Source organism: Nonomuraea sp. KM88, from assembly GCF_052245635.1.
Lineage (GTDB): Bacteria > Actinomycetota > Actinomycetes > Streptosporangiales > Streptosporangiaceae > Nonomuraea.
Map to the genome: position 1 here is coordinate 203,446 of NZ_JBQQCC010000011.1, position 17,780 is coordinate 221,225.

15 protein-coding genes and 1 pseudogene are annotated in these 17,780 nt (G+C 66.0%); 8 read left to right on the forward strand and 8 right to left on the reverse strand.

Annotation, left to right across the window (positions count from 1 at the left end; genetic code table 11):
- The first annotated feature begins 3 nt into the window (after positions 1-3).
- Positions 4-1,005, forward strand: a complete 1,002-nt coding sequence (locus ACTWPV_RS30020) for a hypothetical protein (RefSeq protein ID WP_443154355.1) — start codon at positions 4-6, stop codon at positions 1,003-1,005.
- A gap of 7 nt (positions 1,006-1,012) precedes the next feature.
- On the opposite strand, the gene ACTWPV_RS30025 is transcribed toward ACTWPV_RS30020, so the two are convergent.
- Positions 1,013-2,176: a hypothetical protein gene (locus ACTWPV_RS30025; protein WP_443154356.1), complete on the reverse strand. Its 1,164-nt coding sequence runs from the start codon at positions 2,174-2,176 to the stop codon at positions 1,013-1,015.
- Between the two features lie 250 nt (positions 2,177-2,426).
- Positions 2,427-3,752, reverse strand: coding sequence for a protein kinase domain-containing protein (locus ACTWPV_RS30030; RefSeq protein WP_443154357.1), 1,326 nt, complete (start codon positions 3,750-3,752; stop codon positions 2,427-2,429).
- Between the two features lie 1,911 nt (positions 3,753-5,663).
- Here ACTWPV_RS30030 and ACTWPV_RS30035 point away from each other — a divergent pair.
- On the forward strand, positions 5,664-6,089 hold the full coding sequence (locus ACTWPV_RS30035) for a DUF5980 family protein (RefSeq protein ID WP_443154358.1): 426 nt from the start codon (positions 5,664-5,666) through the stop codon (positions 6,087-6,089).
- Between the two features lie 368 nt (positions 6,090-6,457).
- On the opposite strand, the gene ACTWPV_RS30040 is transcribed toward ACTWPV_RS30035, so the two are convergent.
- Both ACTWPV_RS30040 and ACTWPV_RS30045 read right to left on the reverse strand, forming a co-directional pair.
- Entirely contained in the window at positions 6,458-7,159 is a 702-nt protein-coding gene (locus tag ACTWPV_RS30040; RefSeq protein ID WP_443154359.1) for a response regulator, read from the reverse strand.
- On the reverse strand, positions 7,156-8,409 hold the full coding sequence (locus ACTWPV_RS30045; protein WP_443154360.1) for a sensor histidine kinase: 1,254 nt from the start codon (positions 8,407-8,409) through the stop codon (positions 7,156-7,158). Before ACTWPV_RS30045 ends, ACTWPV_RS30040 begins: the two co-directional genes overlap by 4 nt.
- A gap of 169 nt (positions 8,410-8,578) precedes the next feature.
- On the opposite strand from ACTWPV_RS30045, the gene ACTWPV_RS30050 reads away from it, so the two are divergent.
- From ACTWPV_RS30050 to ACTWPV_RS30065, 4 genes are read left to right on the forward strand one after another with little or no spacing between them, the layout of a single operon-like run.
- The gene (locus tag ACTWPV_RS30050) at positions 8,579-10,222 is read left to right on the forward strand and encodes a hypothetical protein (RefSeq protein WP_443154361.1); all 1,644 of its coding nucleotides are present in this window, start codon (positions 8,579-8,581) and stop codon (positions 10,220-10,222) included.
- A complete protein-coding gene (locus tag ACTWPV_RS30055; RefSeq protein WP_347646004.1) occupies positions 10,219-10,671 on the forward strand; it encodes a hypothetical protein in 453 nt (150 codons plus the stop codon). The genes ACTWPV_RS30050 and ACTWPV_RS30055 overlap by 4 nt, the downstream gene beginning before the upstream one ends.
- Positions 10,668-11,828, forward strand: a complete 1,161-nt coding sequence (locus tag ACTWPV_RS30060; protein WP_347646003.1) for a hypothetical protein — start codon at positions 10,668-10,670, stop codon at positions 11,826-11,828. Before ACTWPV_RS30055 ends, ACTWPV_RS30060 begins: the two co-directional genes overlap by 4 nt.
- 4 nt (positions 11,829-11,832) lie before the next feature.
- Entirely contained in the window at positions 11,833-12,402 is a 570-nt protein-coding gene (locus ACTWPV_RS30065; RefSeq protein ID WP_443154362.1) for a hypothetical protein, read from the forward strand.
- 52 nt (positions 12,403-12,454) lie between these two features.
- On the opposite strand, the pseudogene ACTWPV_RS30070 reads toward ACTWPV_RS30065, so the two are convergent.
- From ACTWPV_RS30070 to ACTWPV_RS30085, 4 genes and pseudogenes are all read right to left on the reverse strand, one after another.
- Positions 12,455-12,946, reverse strand: a pseudogene (locus ACTWPV_RS30070) (transposase); the annotation flags it as partial.
- A gap of 178 nt (positions 12,947-13,124) precedes the next feature.
- Positions 13,125-13,520 (reverse strand): VOC family protein, encoded by a 396-nt coding sequence (locus ACTWPV_RS30075; RefSeq protein WP_443154363.1) that lies wholly within the window; start codon positions 13,518-13,520, stop codon positions 13,125-13,127.
- Between the two features lie 110 nt (positions 13,521-13,630).
- Positions 13,631-14,431 (reverse strand): helix-turn-helix domain-containing protein, encoded by an 801-nt coding sequence (locus tag ACTWPV_RS30080; RefSeq protein ID WP_443154364.1) that lies wholly within the window; start codon positions 14,429-14,431, stop codon positions 13,631-13,633.
- Between the two features lie 342 nt (positions 14,432-14,773).
- A complete protein-coding gene (locus ACTWPV_RS30085) occupies positions 14,774-14,998 on the reverse strand; it encodes a hypothetical protein (RefSeq protein ID WP_443154365.1) in 225 nt (74 codons plus the stop codon).
- Between the two features lie 676 nt (positions 14,999-15,674).
- Between ACTWPV_RS30085 and ACTWPV_RS30090 the strand changes: the two genes are divergently transcribed.
- Both ACTWPV_RS30090 and ACTWPV_RS30095 read left to right on the forward strand, forming a co-directional pair.
- Positions 15,675-16,721: a questin oxidase family protein gene (locus tag ACTWPV_RS30090; protein ID WP_443154366.1), complete on the forward strand. Its 1,047-nt coding sequence runs from the start codon at positions 15,675-15,677 to the stop codon at positions 16,719-16,721.
- A 114-nt stretch (positions 16,722-16,835) separates the two neighbouring features.
- The gene (locus ACTWPV_RS30095; RefSeq protein WP_443154367.1) at positions 16,836-17,264 is read left to right on the forward strand and encodes a hypothetical protein; all 429 of its coding nucleotides are present in this window, start codon (positions 16,836-16,838) and stop codon (positions 17,262-17,264) included.
- Positions 17,265-17,780: the final 516 nt, after the last annotated feature.

Below are 17,780 nucleotides of genomic sequence, written 5' to 3' on the forward strand. Positions count from 1 at the left end.
TCCATGAATAACATTACACTTTTTGGTCTACCTACAGTGCTTGCTGATTTGGAGGCGGCACTTCTCATCGAGGATCTTACGCATCTCTGGCAGCTGACTTACTCTGAACTCCCAGGCGACCTGGAAGCGGACCTCTCCACGTGCAGGAAGTTTTTCGATCCGTCTCTGCGAGGATTTACACTCCGGCAACGTCTGTCGGATATAGAAACAACGCCGACCAGCGTGTACCAGCGTATGCATAAAAAGGGAGTGTCTCTTGTAGTTGATGTGGGCGAGAATCGGCTTATCGTTGGTGTTGAGGCTCGCCTTGCACTTGGCATACTGCGCAGCAAGAACCCAAATGAAGACCACGTGGTGATTGCTAAGCAAGAGGTCATGGAGGCAGAAGGTAGGGCGCTTCAGCTTTATCGCACCTGGTGCATGGGAAAGCTGATCCAGACTGTTGGCCTGAGCGCTGGCACGGGGAAGGAGGTTCTACAAGCTCCGTCAGTAGGCCTAGTGATAGCTCTCCTTATCAATCGATCCACAACACCTGAAACTGCCATCATTGACTACGGCGAGTCCTCTGAAGGCGCACTTATCGATCGAGCAATCCACCATGCGGCTATACGTTTCGCAGAGACGATCGCATCGGGCAGAAAGAAGTCTTCTTCAGAACATAAACTAACAGGTGGTTATATTCTCAGCGAAGCTCGTCGTCGGCTAGCCCATCGGCTAGTTACTGTCCCTCAACAAGAGGGGTCTGGCAGGTTGCTTTATGTGCCCGCACAATACCAAGATGAGGTAATCCGATTCATCGGCAAAGACCTTGCTCGCCGGCCGCAATTGACTGAGGCGAAGCTCAGAGATGGCATCGCTGAGCTCGTTAGATCCTTCCGTGCGATCGCCGAAGAACTTGCGTATCAATCCATGGTCCATGAACGTCCTGCGGACACGATCAAAGTCACCGACCGCATCGTATCCGCGTACGCGGATGCCCATGTGGAACAGGAAAGAGCCCAATAATGTTTGTCTAGGTTCGGCGGAAGAGCATCGCACGCTCGGTCAGCTCGATGTTGTGACGAGTCTGATTCTGCGCCCAACGCGCTCCACGCTTTCGCATGGTCACGTCTTTCTCTACTGTGAAGCCGTACTCTTCAGCAAGTTTACCGATGAGCGCGGGCGTGTCGACGTAGACACCATAGGGTGCGCTGTCTCCGATGAGCCATATGCTTAGAGCGTCCGGTTCAAGAGCTGCTGCCAAATTCTTCAGCACCTGAGCCATCGCTGCGAAATAGTCTGGTAGAACTTGGTCGTATTCCTTTCCTCTCGGCCTAGCAGCTCTTTCGTCCTTCAGCGCAGCGATTAGCGATGTAAGGTGGTCGCCGAAGGTTCCTACCTGGAGGAGCTGCTGGACCGCCGCTTGTGCAGCAGGAGCGCTGCTCTGTTGGGTCGTTGCGGTTACCATATCAACTCGAACAGTGGCACACATCTCCGCCCAACTCGACGCATAACCCCAGAAGTACAGTTCCAACCGTGTTGCGTCTGCGTAATCGAAGTTATTCAGGTATGGCGGTGACGAGATGCACCCCTGACCGAGTTGCTCTTCGAGTGACCACGTGTCAGGATTTCGCGAGTCGCCGGCAACGACTCGGGATAGGCCTGCGTCCGCATCGGACCTAATCGCGATATCTTCGCTGATCCAGTGAACTCTTACCAAAAACCTCGAGATAGGGTCGGAATGTATAGGCTTTCTCGCGGCTGCAGGACGTTGATATGGCCAGCCCACCTTTACAGCAGCGACGTCTCGAAGAGTAGCGAGTAGGGCCCATCTGAGATACGGCTCCCACTTGACTCGACTACCCTGTTTTATTTCGTCACGCAGTGCCGTCAACTCGGCCAGGACTGGCCCTGTAAACGACCTTACTACCAGGTCTGTTTCTGTACTTTGGAGTCTCTCTATTCGCCTTTTTGTGGCCACAGCTTTCGTTCGAACAATGTCGGCGATACGAGTGGCCTCGTTCCTTAACTCTGTCGGAGGCCCCGGCGCTGGCCTGAGCTTGAGGTTGGCGAGTTCGGCGACGAGAGGATGGGCTTCTATTCCAAAAAAGCGGAGATGGGCGCTCTGGCATCCCGTGCCTATAACGCCTGATCCCGCGAAAGGATCAAGGATCAGTGAGTCGGGGGACAGGTTCAAGGCCGAAAGTAGATGTGCTGCATAGTCAGAGGCAAACCCGGCAGGATACCGAAACCAGCGATCAAATGAGGCCTTAGAGCTGGTGCCATGGCTACGCCCGCGGCCTGACGGAGTCTCCAAGACCCGTACGGGGTCTGGGTGAGCGTCCAGGGCGGGTCCATGCTCGGAAGAGTGGATCTTGGGTAGCGTCACTAGGCTATTGCACCACGGCGGCGGTCATCATCGCCACGGAGCGCGTCGATTTTTTCGTTCACTGCACTAGAAGCGCGCTGAGAAGGTCACTGCGTGGTTGCCAAGTCCGCGCTTGCTTATAGTAGGTGACGAGGTCGCGTCGTGGTGTGAGGACTCGGTGCATGACCCTAGCTGCCGCTCCATCCAGGTCAGCAAGCCACTCAAGTGTCCGGTCCCGTTGCCGCCCGCTCTGGGTATGCATATCCGCAAGGAAGTACTGGAGGGCGACGTCTTCAGCATGGCCTAGTTCATTCCCCTCGACCAGCGTTTGAAGGATAGCGTGAACGCATCCAAGGGGGGCGTCAACATAGGAGCTGTCGCGATCTCCCCAACTGTTGACGATATGCCAAGCCATCTGCTGTGCCAAGATGGACGCTTGTCGAGGCTCCGATACTGTCCAGTTGTGCAACTTAGCTGACGGAACTAGCGCAAGGCTGTCGAGATATATGTCGGCATCGTCTGTGTGCCCGAGAGCGAAAGTTACCAGGGCGCTTAAATCCTCTCTGCTCCCCGACAGGATGCCTGCGAGAAGTGTCCTGGCTCGGTCGGAAGGGGGTTGATCCTTACTTTCGAAGACTTGCTGCAGAAGCGTGCGAACGTCGCTCAATGAGGCCGGCCGATCTTCCGGTTGTGGCGCTGCGCATGCCCGTATGAACTGGCGCCAGTGTTGATTCTTTCCATCGGGTAGATGGTAGATGCCATGGACAGGCCACTTGCCGCTGAGAAACCACTCGGCTAGCCGCCCGATGCTATAAATATCTACCTTTTTGCTTGATTGATATTTAGCGTCCACCATCAGCTCGGGTGCACTGAAGCCAGGCGTACCTACTCCTTGACCGGTTACGGTCAAGGGTGGCGATGAGCTGGTAGGGGGCCGCAGGACTAGGCCCCAGTCGGATATCACCCATCTGGGGCTTTGTGACTCAGGGACACTTATCAATAGGATGTTGTTCGGCGACAAATCTCTATGGATATGCTCCTGATTATGTGCTACATCAAGCGCTCTCGACACATCTACCAGCAGGCTTGCAAAATCGTCCTCACTTAGTTGTGAGCGGCGCGCGGTGAGGGTTCCTTCCGCCTGAGGCATTGTGTACCACTGATAGCCAGGGTCAAAGTCCCACACCGGCATGATGTTTGGATGAGCTAGATCTCGCTGCGCGTTTATCTCTCTATAGAGTCGAGCCAGCGCGTCGGGTGTCGAATTACATCTCTTCAACGCCACCCGCAATCCATCTTCTCGGCGGATGGCACCTCTAACCTCTGCGTATCCGCCTCGACCAAGGGTTTTAGGGGCCATCTTATAGAGTATCCGCGGGTCAACGCTGTCTCCACGCTGCATCATGAGATCAGCGTAGGTGGCGGGCCTCTCCCACGGCAGAGGCTTCGGGCTTGTAATCCGTTCGATACAGCTGCAGCGTCGGCTGCAGTCGGAGTGCCGGCATTGCGACTGCGGACTTCGGTACCCCAGTTCTGCGGCGGGGCCGATCGTCGCCGTGCCTCTCCGCCGTGGGTCGTTGAGTCACGTCACCAGGTGACCATGGCTGAGGTGCTGAACTGCCCACGACGGGCGAGGTGGTCGCTATCGGTCGACCTTGCTGACACGGATTTAACCCGGGGCCTGGACGACTTCAAGAGGGGAGTGGACAGGGATTGGGAGGCCGACATGCGCAATGAGCACGGCCCGGACGCGTACGCACGTTGATGGACAGCCTTGCCATGACTGCGGATAAGAAGGCGGCTTGGCGCCTGACGCCGTGACGATCGCTGACTTCGGTGCCCGCCATGCGGGGTAGGGCGATCGACGCCGAGGCCCTCCTTCGTCGGGCCCCGGCACCGGGGTGGCCATGGCAGAGATGACAGCAGTACTGACCGCAACGTCCCCGCACGGTGACGAACCCGCGCCATCGTCCACACGCACCTGACCCAGCCGAGCAGGGTGATTGTTCGGCCTGAAGCGGACGGTCAGGGCTCGACTGGATCGCTGGCATCGGGCGGATGAGGAGGACGGCTGACGAGGCGGACTGCTGTACAGCAGAGAATTACAGCAACAGGGCCGCACAGAGCCTCGTGCTGACGCCCGCCATCACACGTTTGATCAGGGAGGATGCCTTCACAGCTCCCGGCTGGCTCCCGTTTGCAAGCAGGCTCTCATGGCGGCAACGGTTCCGCTAGCAGTTCGAGATTGCTACACGTCGAGCTGCTGGACATCAACTGCCGCCGGAGCAAAGTCGAGAAGGGCTCGGCGGGCCTTCCGACCTCGGTCAGTTCGATCTTGTTCATCTGTAGCGCCGTGGATGTCCTCGGTTAACCGCAATGCCAACGATGCCAACCCATCGAGTTCATGGTTCGCTGTGACCAGCCGCAGCCTGAAGAGAGCGGCCGTCGCGTTGGCGCGCTGGCGGTAGGACTCATCTCGTGCAGTAGCGTACGCCGCGCTCTGGGAGTCTTCCTGTTGCCTATGCCATCGGTCGTTCTGGCTCTTCCGGAAGTCCGTAAGCGCGCCAGCGAAGGTGCTGTACGCCGCCAGACGTTCTTGCCACAGTCGCTTCTTCCCGCGCGGACTGGCGGGCCTGCTTGGCAGTCCTTATCTGGAAAACATATGTGGCGGTGGCTCCCAACAGCGTCCCCAAGATCGCTACAAGACTCGTTACCACGCTCTCCATCTGACCAGTGGATCACGCACACGTGCCGCCCGTCATGGGCTATCGCGTTCCGGTATTACCACCCTCCGTCATGATCTTGCTAACGCGGCTGCTAACACCGACCTTGGACTGCCCTGGACAACTATGGGCTTCCCGTTCGCCCGTTCGCTCGATGAGCTGGACCTTTGACTGCTCGTGTACGGACGTGGACGTTGTCGACCTTGCTACGGATCAGAAGGTTACGGGTTCGACTCCTGTCGGCCGCGCATCTGGTCAAAGGCCCTCCGGGATGATTCCGGAGGGCCTTTGGCGTACGGCAACGCAGCCGGGGCACAGCTGATCCCCCGCGAACAGCCCGTGCCGACGGGACGCCCGCCACTGAGGTGCCGGCGAGGCCCCTCGAAGGCTGTGGACCCGAGCCGCGGAAAAGGCCTGCTCAAGTCGCTCCCTGCCAGTCTCCAACAGCCCTCTTGGCCGAGATCGCAACGAGCCCTTTCGCTCTCACTATGAAAATTTCATAAGAATGCAGAAACTTTCTTGTCAAGGGTCCTTTAATGATCAATGATTGCCGAGTAAGGGAACTTAAGGCATAAGCACCAAGGGAGGCAGCCGTGAAAAAGAGTCACCGCGCCGCCAGGGCAGCGCTCGGCCTGACGGCAGGACTGGCCATCACCTTGGCCGGCAGCCCACCCGCGTCGGCGGCCACATGGGACCTCTGGGGGGAAAATCAAATCTGCATCCAACACCCCCACTCCCACTGGACATACTTCGTAGCCGCCATCGTCGGCAGCTGGTCGTCGACCGTTCACGTCACGCTGGAGGACCTGCCCCCCGGTGCGGTCGTCACCCATGCCGACGCGATTCCCCCCGGCTCGAACTACACCAGGCCCAACGGTTCGACAACGCTCAACGGCTGGGTCACCGCAGAGTTCGAGCCGCTGCCGATCGGCGTCTACACGGCGCAGTTGACGGCTTCGGACGGGACGCAGACTCTGTCCGACCCCGTCACCATCACCGTTAAGGAGCGCTGCCCCTGAAACGCGCATCCAAAAAATGTGCTCGGAACAGGGCAAGGGATTTGCTCTATTCGGTAGGTGTATCAGCCTTTGCATAGCGGCAAAAACACCGTCCGCGGCGCCCGATGGCTATGTAGGTGAATCCGAGAGCCAGATGTCAGTCAGTTTGAGAGCCATTTGGTGACCAACTGGGCCTGGAGTGTCGGTGAAAACGAGAGCCATGCCCCAGCAGGCGGGGCATGGCTCGGCTGGACCCGCTAGTCACGCAGGTGGCGCACGCGCTCCACCGCGCCGTCGCCGAGGTGCACGGGCCGGCACTCGCGCCGCCGCCGTCGACGAGCTGGACCTGGCGGGCTACCACCTGCTGCCCGCCACCCGCGCGGACCTGCTCACCCGCCTGGGCCGCACGGGCGTCCGGCGGACGGAGGCCGCGCGGAGGCCTGGCCGACGAGGCCGTGCAGGTGGGCGTAGGCGACCGCGTGGATCCGGTCGCGCAGGTGCAGTTTGCCGAGGATGCGCGACACGTGCGTCTTGACGGTCTCGTCGCCGATGCCGAGGCGGTCGGCGATCTCGGCGTTGCTGCGGGCCTCGGCCAGCAGCAACAACACCTCACGTTCCCGGGTGGTGAGAAGATCCAGGCCGGTCGGGGTGGGGGGCGGGGCGATGCCGTCGGCGAGGCGGGCGCTGAGGCGCCGGGTGACCGACGGGTCGATGAGGGTGTCGCCGCGGGCGGCCACCCGGATGGCTGCGATCAGTTCCTCCGGCGGCAGGCTCTTGAGCAGAAACCCGCCGGCTCCGGCCCGCAGTGCACGATGGACGTAGGTGTCCTGGTCGTAGGTGGTCAGCAGGATCACCTTGGTGGTGTTGGCGGGGTCGGCGAGTATCGCCTCCGTGGCGCGCAGGCCGTCCAGGCGCGGCATGCGGATGTCGATGATCGCCACGTCGGGACGCAGCCGCGACACTTCGTTGACCGCGCTCCGCCCGTCGGCAGCCTCCCCCACGCATACCAGGTCGGCCTGGGTGTCCAGGACGGCGCGCAGGCCGGAGCGGAACATGGCGTGGTCGTCGGCGATCAGGACGCGCAGGGTCACGAGGGGTCCAAGGGGAAGGTCACGGTGGTGATCCAGGTGTTGCCGTCGGGGGCGGGCCCGTAACTGGTCGACCCCGCGAACATGGTGACACGGTTGCGGATGCCCTGCAGGCCACGGTGAGGCGAGTCCGGCCGGGCGCGGATGGCGGGGGCGTTCGCGCCGAGGGGGTTGGAGGTGGCCACGGTGAGCCCCGCGCGGTCGTAGCGCAGTTCGACCTCCGCGACGCCGCCGGCGCCGTGCCGCAGGGCGTTGGCCAGCGTCTCCTGCACCACCCGATAGGCGGCGATGTCCAGTGACTCCGGCAGCCGGGACGGAACGCCGTGGACGCTCACCCGCGCCCGCAGGCCCACGGCGCACAGGGTGTCGAGCAGTTCGGGCAGGTTGTCCAGCCCGGGCTGGCTGTCCTCCTCGGCCGGGTTGCCGTGCAGGACATCCAGCAGGCGTCGCAGGTCGAGCATGGCGGCCCGGCTGGAGGTCTCCACGGCGGTCAGCGATGCCGTCAGGTCCTGAGCGCCGGCCGTCGTGGTGGCCCGCATCCGGGCCACCCCCGCGTGCATGCCGATCGCGCTGACGTGGTGCGAGATCACGTCGTGCAGGTCGCGGGCGATGTTGCTGCGCTCTTCGGCGATGGCCGCGGCCATCGCCTGCCGGGCTTCGGCCTGTTCCCGCTCGGAGCGCTGCTCCAATTCGGCGATGTAGGCGCGGCGCGCGGTGGTGTAACGCCCGACGAGCCAGGGCAGCAGGGCATCGCCCAGGACGTTGAGCAGGAACCGTCCCTGCTCGAAGGGCGCCCCGCCGAGGATCGGCCGCATGACCGCGCCCGCGGTCAGGCAGAGCAGGGACACCACCGCCGGCGCCCGGTTCAGCCAGGCGCCGACCCGGTAGGCGGAGATGAGCATGCCCGCCCTGTTCAGCAGGGGCACCGGGCTGGGCTCGGCGGGCCCTGCCTGACCGGCATGGGCGAACAGGACCGCGCCCGCCACCATGACGGCCGCCTGGGCGACGGCCACCACGCCCGACAGGCGCGGCGCGCCGGCCAGGGCCGCGTCCACCACGACGATCGCCGCCAGCACGGCCCAACTCCACACCGCCGGAGCGGGATCGTATTCCATGAACAGGGCGAAGGCCAGGACGTCCACCCCGAGGGTGACCGCGGCGATCATGATCGCCTGGCGGGTCAGCGACCCGCTGACGTCGCGGATGCGGACCGGCCCTGCCCCGCGCCCGCCACGCCCTTCGCTGCCGGACACCGGCACCCCTCCGTCCTGCGCCGCAACGGCCCGCGGCTACGTGGGCGGGCCACCATGATCACCCATAATGCCTGGTCATGCAGCATAGGTGAGTCCCCCGTCCGGGGGACCCGCATCCCCTGACACCGTGACGACAGCGGCAGGCGGGCATCCCTAGGCTGCCCGCACGATGAACGACACCGCAGCGCGCACGATGACGGGGCACGACAGCACGGCTCCTCCGCCACGCCGCCTCCGCGCCGTGCTCGCCGTCCTGCTGAGCGGCGTGACGCTGCTGCTCGTCCTGGGCCCGGTGGCCGAAGCGGACTCCGCCGACGGCGCGGACCTGCACGTCGCCCAGACGCTCGGCGATCGGGAGCTGACCGTCATCCTGCGCCGCGTCACCGATGTGCCCGGGCCGCTGCACGTGGACGTGATCACCCACACGGGCACGGCCGCCGGCCGGCTCGACCTGGCGGTGGTCCCCACCGGCGTCTCCGCCTCCGCGTCCGCCGGCTCGGCGTCGGGCACGACCGTCGACACCGCCGTGGTCACCTTGGGCAGCCGGCCCGGCACCTACTCCGCGGTGCTGGACGTCACCCGGGCCGGGCCGTGGGAGTTGTCGCTGCGCGACGAGAAGAGGACCGCGACGATCCCCTTCGTCGTGCCGAAGCAGGTGACCTCGCCGCCCGAGACCGCGGTGTACCTGGGGTTCAGCGGTGCCGGGCTGCTGGTCCTGGTCGCCGTCCTGGTCGCCGTGCGCGCGCGCCGCGGCTGGTGGACGCTGGTGCCGGGCGGCGCCCTGGTCGCCTGCCTGGCCGTGGCGGTCACCGGCGCGCTGCTGTCGTCCCGGCTGCCGCTGCCGCCGTCCCAGGGCGGGCAGGTCGACGCCACCATCGACGGCGTCACCGATCCCTATGCGCACGTGGAGCAGCAGGTGAGCAACTATTCCCGCCCGCCGGGCACGCTGCTGTTGTCGTCGTCCACCAACCGAGCGGGACAGGTGGCCGATCTGCGGCTCGCCCTCTCCGACGCCGCCACCGGCCTGCCCCTGGACGACATCGTCGTGCACGACGGGGCGCTGCTGCATCTGCTGGTCGTCAGCCCTTCGGGCCGGTTGCGGCATCTGCACCCGGTGCGGACCGGGACCGGCGTGTACGAGGTCCCGTTGTCGCTGCCCGAGGCCGGCCATTACGCGCTCTCCGCCGAGTTCGCCCGCCGGGGCGGCGGCGTCCAGCAGCTGCGCTCCGCCACCGGCATCGACGCGGTATCGGCCGCCCCCGCGCGGACGGAACCGGGCGGTCTCCAGGTGGGCACCGATCCGCGGACGGTGGCCGGCGTAAAGGTGCGGCTCACGGCGTCCTCGCTGGTGGCGGGCGAGACGGCCGTGCTGACCGCCCGCGTGGGCGACACCGCGACCCTGCAGCCCTGGCTCGGCATGATCGGGCACCTGATCGTCGTCGGCCCGCTCTCTCCTACGGCGGCGGCGGGGACGGGGACGCAGGGTGCCCAGGTCTGGGCCCACTCCCACTCCATGGGCGCGTTGCCGGACGGCCCTCACGAGATGAGCGATCCGGCGGGCACGGGGCACGCGACGCATTCATCCGCCCATGACATGGACGCGGGCATGCCCGGGATGAGCGGACTGACCTCCGTCAACGGCGACAGCACCGCCGACGAGACCGTGGCCGCCTACGGCCCCGACGTCTCCTTCGTCTACACCTTCCCGGCGGCCGGCCACTACCGGGTCTGGATCCAGGCCGAACGCGGCAACACCATCCTGACCGTCCCGTATCTGCTCCACGTCACCGGCGCCGCGGATAAGACGCCATGAGCCGGCGGTTCCTGGTCGCCGCGGTGCTCCTGGCGGGAACCCTGCTCACCGCGTTGTCGGTGCGTGCCCTGTGGGCGCCGTGGTCCGGCACGGCGCAGCCCGCCTCGGATGCCCCGCCCGGTGCGGCGACGCTCACCGGCGGCACCGCCCGCGAGACGGTGACACTGACGGTCTCCACGCCGGTCACCGGCACCACGGCTGTCGACGTCCGGCTCGTGCCGCGCGACGCGGCGGCGACCGGCGGGGCCCCACCGGTGGTCACGGTCTCTGCGGTGCTGCCCACCGCAGGTCACGCGGTACCGGACCACCCCGCTGCGCGGACCGTGGACGGCCGTTACCACGTGGCGGACCTTCCGCTGATGATGCCGGGCCGCTGGCAGGTCGTCGTCGCCGTCGACGGCGACGGCCGCCACGACCGGCTCGTCTTCCCGCTCACCGTCCCCCGTTGATCCCCCCGAAAGGCATGAGCCTGATGGCCCCTGTCCCCGCATCCACGTCCCGGCAGGCGGCCCCGGCCGGCGCGTACACCGTGCTGGCCGGCACCCTGTTGTCGCTGGTCGGCATCAACTGGGACGTGCAATGGCACGTCGACGTCGGCCCGGACACCTTCTTCACCCTGCCCCACCTCCTGCTGTACTCAGGAAGCGCCGTCGCCGGCGTCGCCAGCCTGGTGATGGTGCTGCGCGCCACCTCCGCGCAGCGGGCCGGGCACCCGCCCGATCCCACGGTCGGCGGCAGCCCGGTCCGGGTTCTCGGCGGCACGTTCACCGCGCCCCTGGGTTACCTCGTCGCCGGGATCGGCGGCGCGTTGTTCCTGCTGTACGGCCTGCTCGACCTGTGGTGGCACTCCCTGTACGGCTTCGACGCCGTCCTGGACTCCCCGCCCCACGTCGCCCTGTTCATCTCCATCAGCCTGACCATGCTCGGCAGCGTCATCGTCTTCGCCGCCGCCCGCGCACGACGGTGGGGGCAGATCGGGCTCATCACCAGCATCCCTGTGCTGATCATGTTCACTCCCCTCACCACGAGCGCCTTCAACAGGCTGGGTCTGCCCGTCAGCCCTCAGCTCGCGAGCAGCGTCTTCTTCGCCGTTTGTTTCGTCCTGATGGGCGCGATGACGCTGCGCCGCTCGCGGGTGGCCGTGTCCATCGCGGTCGTCCTCGGCCTCATGCAGCTGTTCCTCTGGTGGTTCGCGCCGTGGGCGGCGCGGGTTTACGCGGACTACGTGCGCTTGCCGCTGCGCGACAACCTCCTGGACGTCCCGCCGCAGTTGCCCTCGGGCATCCCGATGTTCCTGCTCGCCGCGGCCCTGGTGATCGAAGGGCTGCTCCGGCTCGGACGCGGGCGCGGCTGGCCGGCCCGCTGGCTGCCCCAGCTCACCGGCGCGGCCGGCGGCCTGGTGGTGAGCCTGTCGATGCTCGTGCAGACGTCGCTGCTGCGCGCGGGAGGGCCGATGGGCCGGCCCGCCACCTCCGTGACCTCGGTGGTGGCCAACGTGCTCCTCGGGCTGGCACTTGGCGCGCTGGCCGGGTTCCTCGCCGCCCGCTTCGCGGTCCTGCTGCACCTCAACGCTCCCGCCCCGGCCCTCGACCAGGAAGGACGCTGAACCGATGCGTCTCAGAACGCTCCTCGCGCCCTGCGTCGTCGGCGCGGTCGTGCTCCTCGCCTCCCCGGCCGCTCAAGCCGAGCCCGAGCCGGAGCAGGCGTACGCGCCGGTCGGGGTCGTCCACACCGAGCGGGTGCAGGCCGGCCCCTACCACCTGACCGTTGGCTTCTCCACCTGGCCGCTGCGCGCCATGCAGTCGCTGGACTTCACCTTCGTCCCCGACGGAGGGCTGACCGGCAAGTCCGGCACCCTCAGCATGACCGGCCCCGGCATGAAGCAAGGGATGCGCAGGACGAGCCCGCTGTCCCGCCACCCACGCAAACGGGACGTCTGGGGCCTGGACATCCACGCCCTGCCCACGGCCGGGCCGTGGAGCTTCACCTTCACTGTGAACGGCCCGCAAGGCCAGGGCACGGCCACGCTCGCCGATGTCACCGTGCTGGAGCAGCCCGGCCCGCCGCTGGCACTGAGCTGGACGTTGTGCACGCTGCCCGTGCTCGGGCTGATCGCCTTCCTGGTCGCCGCCTGGCGACGGCACCGCCCGTCCCGCCGCCTCGCGACGCTGGGCCTCTGACAGCGCGGCGCACGCCCCGGCCAACCTCACAGGGCCATCTCTCAAGCAGAGGTCAGGTGGCCCCCGGCAGCGCGAGCGCGTCCGATTGCGACACCCGGCGGCCGGGCCGGGTCGCTTTTGACCCTGCTCGCAGGCCAGATGCAGCTTGGTGGTCCAGCCGCCGCGGGAACGGCCCAGCGCATGATCGGCCGGTTCTAGACGCTCGCCGCCGGGCGGCTCGGCCTGCAGATCCCTCTTTTACGCGCACCGGCGGCGTGCTGGTGCGCGCGGGTGATGGTGGAATCCACGCTGACGTTCCGGTGATGTGCCCGGCCGCATCGGCCATCGCCTGCAACGCGGTCAAGATCCGCTGCCAGGTCCCGTTGCGCTGCAACCGTCGAAACAGCGCATAGACCGCCGACCAGGATCCGTGGCAGGCGGGCACGTAGCGCCACGGGGCGCCGACTCGCACCTGCCAGCGGATCCCGTCGATCAACTGCCGCTTGCCGAACAGCGATGGCCGTCCCGGCCGCTTGGGCGCAGGTAGCAACGGCTCCAGCACCGCCCACTGCTCATCGGGTCGGGTCGAACCGTCTCGTCACCGCTAGGGTGGCCACGAGGTCTCCGGTATTCAGGTTTGTCTTGGTCGACCAACCACCTACCGGAGACCACACTCATTTGTCGATCTAGGACGTCCCGGAGCCCATCAGGGCCTGTCCCACCACCCGCAACGGACTGCCAGCTCAACGTAGCTCACCCGTGATGATCCACAAATGGCCGAACGGGTCACGGATGCGGCCCGAGCGCTTACCGTATGGCCGGTTCTCGATCGGCACGACCACCTCGGCGCCGTGGGCGATCATGCGTTCGCCGACCGTGTCCGGATCGTCGACCTCGGCCTCGAGGAGAACCGCGGATCCCCCGAGATCGTCGGGTGACAGCCATCCCCACGATGAGACGGCCGGCGAGACCCGGAAGGACGACCCGCCGAGGCGATGATCAACGACGCTGGGTCGGCCGTCTTCATTCCGGGGAGCACTGAACACCAGCTCAGCGCCAAGGGTGACCTGGTAGAACGCCGACGCACGCTCCGGGTCGGGCACGACGAGACGGGGAGAAAGATGAATATCAGGCGTCATGGGCCCATCGTCGGGTCGGACGGAGCCAGGGGTCTTGAAGATTTGGGAACGCCCCATACGTCCGCCGTCATCTGGACGCACCCCTTGGCCTGGTGGCCTCGCGATGGACCCTACGCGGCCAGTCCCTCGGCATATAGCCACTCCGTCGGCGTACAGTCGGCCATGGCCCGCCATTCCCGGGTGAAGTGCGCCTGGTCGGCGAATCCCGACGCAGCTGCCACTGCCGCCAGGCTGACCGTCCCGGTACGGGCGGCGGCCACGAGCCTGCCACGTGCGGCCTCGAACCTAAGGAGCCGCTGGTACTCCTTCGGCGTCACCCCCAACGCGGTGCGAACCGTACCGCTCAAGTGACGCCGGGAGCACCCCAGAAACCGAGCCGCCTCCTGCACCCGGGAGGTCCCGGACAGTGCCGCCAACGTGGCCCGCAGTTCCTGGCCGCCGGTGTTCACCTCGTGCCGGGCCAGTCCGGCGATCAAGGCGCCTTCGACGAGGGCCCGACGTTGCGGCCATGACCGGCAGGCCGCCAGTTGCTCCGGCAGGTACGCCATCGGCGGGGCCACGTCGGCGAGCTCAGCGACGTGCCCGGACAGCGCCGACGCCGGGATCCCCAGCAGCGCACCGGCACCCAGCGGGCTGAGTGTCAGCCACACACCGCGCGTGCCGCCCTCCTGCCTCAACTCGGCCGCGTCCAGGTGAAGCCCGGCGACGACGGCCCGGAACCGTTTCCGTGAGCCGGGCCGCGCGAGCCACGCGATCTCCAACGAGTCCGTCTCCGGAATCGTGATCGACATCGTGGACGAGGGCAGCCCGCGATGAACGCCGACCGAACCCGGGCCGAGCTCGTAGGCGCTCAGTGTCGCCACGAACGGCGCTAGAGCCGCCGACCTCTGATGAACAGGCACGATGGTCACTCCTTCACCGTACGGCGGTCCGGCGATGCGACCGACGTCTCCGCCCCCAGCCACGATCCTCATCGCTGCCATCAACGAATGGCTCTGACCGATTTCGATACAGGACCTAGAGGCGACCTTCACCACGATCACCCCGGCCCCAGCTCCGACCTCGGCTTGAACGCTGCCAATGACCAGGTCGGCCAGCTGTGGAAACACCGAACCTGCAAGATCCTTTACGTCACACCGGCGTCACGCTGACACAGCACGCCGCGATAACCATGAACCGACACGAAGTATCACGGTCCGTCACCACCGAAAGTGGGCCAGAGCCGAAAACCGTACCGTCCCCGATCCGGACCGTCACGTCCCCGAAGTCGACCTCTGCTTCCACTCCCGGCAGATGTGACTGCGGGATGAACGCCTCCGGCGGATCGCGGCCCGCCGCTGGGCGACATAGGCGCGAACCATCTGATACGACACCTCGGCCGCCTGGTGCTCATCCACCAGGCGCGTGAAGATCCGTTTGGCCGTGTGCCGCTGCTTGCGCGGAGCGTCCAAATCCGCCCGCAGCATGTCGTCGATCAACGGCTTAAACGCATCCAGCCGACTCGCCTCGCGGTGCCATCTGCTTCCTCGGTTCCGGCCACGGCTGCCGCAAGGCCGCAGCCACCGTGTTCCGGCTCACCCGGTACTTGATCGCGATCTGACGACCCGAGAGGCCATCCCGAGAATCCCGGCGAATCGCCCCGAAAACCTCAGCCTTGGACTTCGGGTGCATCACCAGCGTCTCCTCACGCGGAGTAACGCATCGATGCTCCCACCGTTATTCCTCAGGTGGCTCCCGAATTCACCAACACGACCCCGGCCCTCTCGGGCGGCACAGAGCCACTGACTGACATCTGGCTCCCCGTTTCACCTACAGAGCCAGCCCGATTTGGTCGCGGACGGTGGATCACTTCGCCGCTGATTAGGCAGGACGAAGAACACCTGCACGGTCATGGCGGAGCGGGCAGCGACGCAACCGGGCCAGGATCTTCCAGGTCTTCACCCCTGTGGCGGTCAGCGCTTCGATCAGGCCGGCGACGCGGGCCGCGGTCAGGTCATGCGGGGCGCCCGTTGCGGAATGACCCAGCAGAGCTGAGCGTGCTCTGGCTCCGGCACGCGAAAAGGTCAGAGGACACATGCCTAGGTCCAAGGCTGTAGGGTCTCTCGTTCGCGGGACCGAGGTGCGTGTCGGCGATCGCCACTAGCGTCCACTGTCATGAATGACACCGGGACGTTGGAAGAAGCGTACGGGCGGCTGCACAGGACGGGCCCCGAGTTCGACGGATGGCTGTCCAACCACGGTCCGATGGCGGTCGAATCCATGGTCAGACACGGATACAGCCGTGAAGTGCACCGTTGGCTCGACACATACGTCGGCCGCCTGGACGAGCTTCCACGCGGCATCTCGCCGATCGGCGCCGAGGATTGGCGCGACGCGCTCGGCGACCCGAACCGTCTCGGCGACTGGCTGACGTACTTCGACAGGGAGCTGAGGGGGCAGCCGTGGCGTGCCGTACTGGAAACCTGGTGGCCGCGATTGCTGCCCGGTATCGCGGCCGGAGCCACCCACGGGGTGATTCGCACGGGGCATGCGATCCATGCGTTGTTGCGGCAGCAGGACGAGAGGCGTCTTGCCGAACTGGGCCAGGCACTCGGTTACTGGGCAGCGCGCTGGCAGGCCATCGCGGGCGTCGACGCGCCGTCCGGCACCGCCGGGCCGGAGCGCGCCTTCGCCGGGATCCACCGCGTGCCGGACCAGAGCAAGGGCATCAACCATCGCCTCGAACAGCTGGCTGACATCACCGAGTGGGGCTCTTCGCTCGCCGCGCTCAAACCGGCCGCCGACGCCGAGCAAGCTCGTGCGCACCTCACCGGGCTCGCGGACGCGGCGACCCTGCGTTACGCCGCTCACGCGCACGGCAATCCCATCATGCTGGTCCACACCGCGACGGCGCCGACAGCCGTGCTACGGGCTCTACCCGCGTTGCCTGCCGGTGTATGGGGCGCCAGCCTCAACGCGGCGTGGGCGGCAGGCGCCGCGGTGACCGCCGCCTACGCCCCGGGCGAACCCGCGCCCCGCCGGGATCTGCCTGTTGTCCCCGGATCGGCGGAGGAGGTGTTCGAACTCGCCGTCCGGCACGGGGATGAGCACGTGATCAAGCTCGCCGACACGGCCCTGGACGTCTACCACCGCACCAACGATCCCGATGCCCTCGCCGCGGTGGTCCGCGCGGCCGCTCTGATCAAACCCTTCTTCTCCTGAACCGGGGAGCCGCCGGCCCGTGTAATGCGCTCAACCGGATCGAAAGCAAAGATAAATCGACGCACACTACCGTAGCCATGAAAACACAACGGCATCACAGGGGGAATTCAGCTCATGAATCTGCCGAGATCAACGGCTGTCGCGCTGGCAGCTGTCGCGATGATCGGGCCGCTCCTGTCGACGGCCTCGCCGGCGGCGGCGCAGTCGGTGAGCGCATGGAACTGCACCAGCCTCAGCGGTTCCGGCGAATCGACCGATGACAAGGGCGGCCGAGATGTATGGGCCGAGTGCCACAAGGGCAGCGAGTGGGTGCGGGCGTATTTCCGGGCATACGACGAGAGGTTGGAGCTCGAAGACCACCACGGCAGCGACCCCAACAGCGTGGTGGCCTACCTGACCGTGGCAGGCTCGGGAACAGCGAGGTTCGAGGGCGCGGGCGACCGGGACCTGAGCTACGACGAAGGCAAGGCGGTCTCCGTAAAAGTGTGCACCTCCAGCTCGTCGACAAAGGTCTGCCACACGGAGCACGGGGGAAAGACCTGACTGAAGCGATAAGCGCCCAGCCTTGGCGTGTGTTCTCGGATAGTGACACCTTGGGGGATCGGCGCGAGTCACGCGTTTGTCACGTATTCGAAACGCACGCCATGCCCCCTGTCGGCTTCTAAGGAAAGCGCGGCAGTACGCTTTTTACGTCAGGCACCAGAGGCATTCCCCGGCTCCGTCGACCACCGTCTGACCTGGGCTCGCTGTGCGTGATCTACGGAGATCAGTCGACGATCGGAGATGGTGAGTGCCGGCAAGTCTCGCGCGGCTTGTGCTGTCGTTCCTGGATCAGGAGCTGGTTCTCGACCGGGGAAATGCGAATGCGGAGGCTCGGGGCAATCTGATGGCGTTCGGCTTCGCCCCGGAGGGCTTCGACGCCGGGTCCGTGGAGCGGGCTCTCGTCGCGGCTCGGTGCCCGGTTCGCTGATGTCGCCGGCCCGGTGACGTTCTATGCCTGGTACGACGAGCAGGCCGGCCAGCTACGGTGTTCGGCGGCCTCTGTCGAGCCGAGTGGTC